This window comes from Protofrankia sp. Cr1 (assembly GCF_963555865.1).
In the GTDB taxonomy this organism is placed as follows: domain Bacteria; phylum Actinomycetota; class Actinomycetes; order Frankiales; family Frankiaceae; genus Protofrankia.
In genome coordinates, this window is the sequence record NZ_CAUVXO010000562.1 from 1 (window position 1) to 3,338 (window position 3,338).

Annotated in this window: 2 protein-coding genes; one reads left to right on the plus strand and one right to left on the minus strand. The window is 66.7% G+C overall.

The window, feature by feature from the left end:
* Positions 1–225: 225 nt before the first annotated feature.
* Positions 226–2,979, minus strand: coding sequence for a serine/threonine-protein kinase (locus U9980_RS25815; protein WP_322770306.1), 2,754 nt, complete (start codon positions 2,977–2,979; stop codon positions 226–228).
* A 155-nt stretch (positions 2,980–3,134) separates the two neighbouring features.
* Between U9980_RS25815 and U9980_RS25820 the strand changes: the two genes are divergently transcribed.
* The coding region (locus U9980_RS25820; protein WP_322770307.1) for a hypothetical protein at positions 3,135–3,338 on the plus strand (204 nt) is incomplete at its 3' end.

Genomic DNA, 3,338 nt, shown 5'->3' on the forward strand with positions numbered 1-3,338 from the left:
CCAAACACGCCGAATTCCTACCGTGACCAACAGTCGAACATCGGCCCACACGAATCACGGAACGTCGTTCGGAAATCTGCTCGCAATCGGGATCGTCGCAGGTCAGGGCCGATTCGACTCGTCCGATCAGGGGTTCTGAATGATGCGCACAGTTCGCAGCGTGGAATCACGGCGAAGCCACGCACGACGGTGTGCGACCGACCGCAGAGCATGATCTGAAAATTGTCAGTGCTGCCCTGTGCGAACCGTGTCCAGCGGTTTGAGGGGGTTGCCGAGACAATCGGTCGTCCTCGGAATCCGTCCACTGATGGCATACTTGCACGGGTACCCGTCGTTGGCTTCCACGTCCTGTAGCGGTGTGCCCGTCAGGCGGGGAGGGGCCGGCAGGTCCGTCGGGGCAAGGGCGATGCGGATGACCGCCAGCCGTTTGGCCACCGCGACCTGGGATGTGCCGAAGTCGACGCATCCGGTCGCACCCGGCCACGCACCGGCAGTCGGGCTGGCTGTATCAGTGCACTGCTCGTCGCCCGGGAAAGGCCCCCGAAGCAGCCCTCCGATGTCCGCCATAGTTGCATCGCGCCGCTTGGTGACGATGTCGACGAAGAGCTTTGCCGCGTCGTAGGCCAGACCGATCCGCTCGTCCGGCCACAACGTGTCGGGTGGGGTCATCCCGGTTATTTTGTACATGTCGGCCAAATCGGTGCAGAATTTCTGTAGGGACGAGGTGACGAACGGTCCGCCGGCCTTCACGTCTCCCTGAAAACAGGGCTTGCCTGCAAGCAGCACGGAAGCGCCCTTGACGACGAACCGGAACACAGCTGTGCTGGGATGGCCCGCCGCCTGGACGACATACCGCGACACCGAGTCATCGGCGAGAACCAGGGAGGTACCGCGGAGGCATGGAAGCATGCTGTCCGCGAAGGCGGGGAAGTCGTTGTAGCGGCCGGCGTAGAAGATCAGATCATCCGGACGCTGCGCCGCGCACTGCGCGCGGAACCAGTCCGGCGTGTTCCCCCCGGGTGACCAGCCGTGCAGATCATTGATGAGCTTCACCGGGGGGTTCGCGCCAGCCTCCTGACGGACCTCATCCTGGATGTCGCGTACCAGGGTGGAAACGTAAAGGTCGTCCACCGCCGGCAGCCCCTGACCGGTGCGATCATTGGACGCTTCCGGGTAGTACACGCTGATCCGCGTCTTTGCGTTCCGCACCGCGTAGCTGGTGACCAGCAGGGCTTCCCGCCGGTTGTCCGGCACCATCTGGAAGTACAGCGGCGAGTGGTCCGCCATACCGTCCCCGGACAGGGTCGTGGCGACCACGGGCACGCCTGCCTTCCCGAGCGTCGCGACGGCCTGGCCGGTCGCCGTGGTGCTGCGGTCCATGCCGATGACGCCGAGCACGTTCTCCCCGGGCCGGGAGACCAGCGGTACGAGATGCTCCCGGGCCACCTGGTCCGCGTAGGTCATCGTGTTGCCGCCGTTGGCGATCAGGACACGCAGCGCCACCCGTGAGGGGTTCTCCGACGTGCTCGCGCAGCCCTTCGCGGAGCCTTTCACCTGGTTCAACGCCCGTTGCCAGGTCAGCAGACCCTCGAGTTCAGCGACCTGCGCGGCTGTCCAGTCACCGTCGGTCTCCCCCGTGAGACCGACGAAATAGACCAACGTCATAAGCCGGTACGGGAACTCCCCCGGCGAACGGTCGTGGAGTTCCTTTGCGCACTGATTCTGGTCGTGGATTTTTCCTTGCACGATGCGCAGGTCAACCGCGTGGGGCGAGGTCCCCCCGCTGTCGAACAGGTAGCTGCCGTCGCTGTAGCCGACGCACTGGCCACCGTCACCATGGACCCAGGACAGCGAGACCGAACCGTCGGCCCGCGAATGGCAATCAGGAGGCACCGGATCCGCCCCGATGACATGGGCGATCCCCACGGCGACCAACGCGGCGACCACGACGGCGACCACGACGAGCGGACCAAGCGCTCGGCGACCCGCCCATGCCTTCCGGGGTGAGAAACCCCCGAGGTTGGTCGGTGGGGGGCCCGCTGGTGGGGGCGACACCTCGGTGCGCACAGAGGGACGATCGGCGACGGCACGGATGTCGTCGTCGAGCCGCAGCACGATCCCGGAGCGGGCGGTCCAGCCCGGGCCGTATGCGTCGGCCGCGGCATGGGACAGGTCGAGGGCAAAGGCGTGCGCCGAGAGCTGGCGGGCTGCGGGGTCCTTGGCCAGCGCCCGGCGCACCACGGCCGCCACCGGCACGGGAACCCCCACCAACGGTGGCGGGATGGCATCGAGGTGCTTCTGCGCCAGCACCGGTAACGGCAACGTCGGGTCGAACGGCGGCGCCCCGGTCAGCAACTGGTAGAGCAGAACCCCGAGTGCGTACAGGTCGGTAGTCGGGCCCAGCCGGCCGCCCATGATCTGTTCGGGGGCCATGTAGACCGGGGTTCCCACGATGGCGCTGGCGGTGGCCGCCGACCCCTCGATGATCTTCGCGATGCCGAAGTCTGTGACCTTGAGCAGGCCGGCGGTGTCGAACAGGATGTTGTCGGGTTTGATGTCGCGGTGCAGCACCCCCCGGCCGTGCGCGTAGGCCAGTGCCGCGGCCACCGCCAGACCCACCGCGCAGGCATCCTCCGGTGGCATATCCGCCTGACGGCGGGTCACGGTCCCCCCGCCCAGCAGCTCCATGACAATCAGACGCAGATCGTCGGTTTCGACGTAGTCGTAGACCCGGACCACATGCGGATGATCCATGGCGGCGAGCAACTGTGCCTCACCGGCGAAACGGGCAGCCGCACTGTCACGCCCCGCGGCCAGAATCTTGATGGCCACGTCGCGGTGCAGGGCACGGTGTCGGCCGGCCAGCACCAGCCCGGACGCACCCGTACCGACTGTGGCGCCCAGGTCATAGCCGGGGAGCGCCGCCGCCACCGACCTTTCATTAATAATCATGATCTGGAGGCTCCCACGCGCCCACATCGCGTAGTCACCCTCGCGAACCTGCCCATTACCCCCGACACGGTCCGCGAGTCTAGCGGCGCCTGCACGGCGTGGTCACAGGCCACCACCGATCGCTCGAGTACCGCGCCCGGACATCCATCCACAGATGTGCGGCCCGATCCGGGGACCGTGGGGTGACGACGAGTGGAGCGGCTGGCGGGGCGAAGATCGCCGCCGTCGCGCTCGCCCGGCGACCGCTCGGGTATCATCACTGCCGGGCCGACCGCGGCCGCCAGGCAATTCATCATGAGAAATGGACCGCTTCAGCGATGACAGGGCGCAAGAAGATCGCTTTTCAGGGTGAGTTGGGGGCCAATTCGCACCTGGCGTGCCAAAAC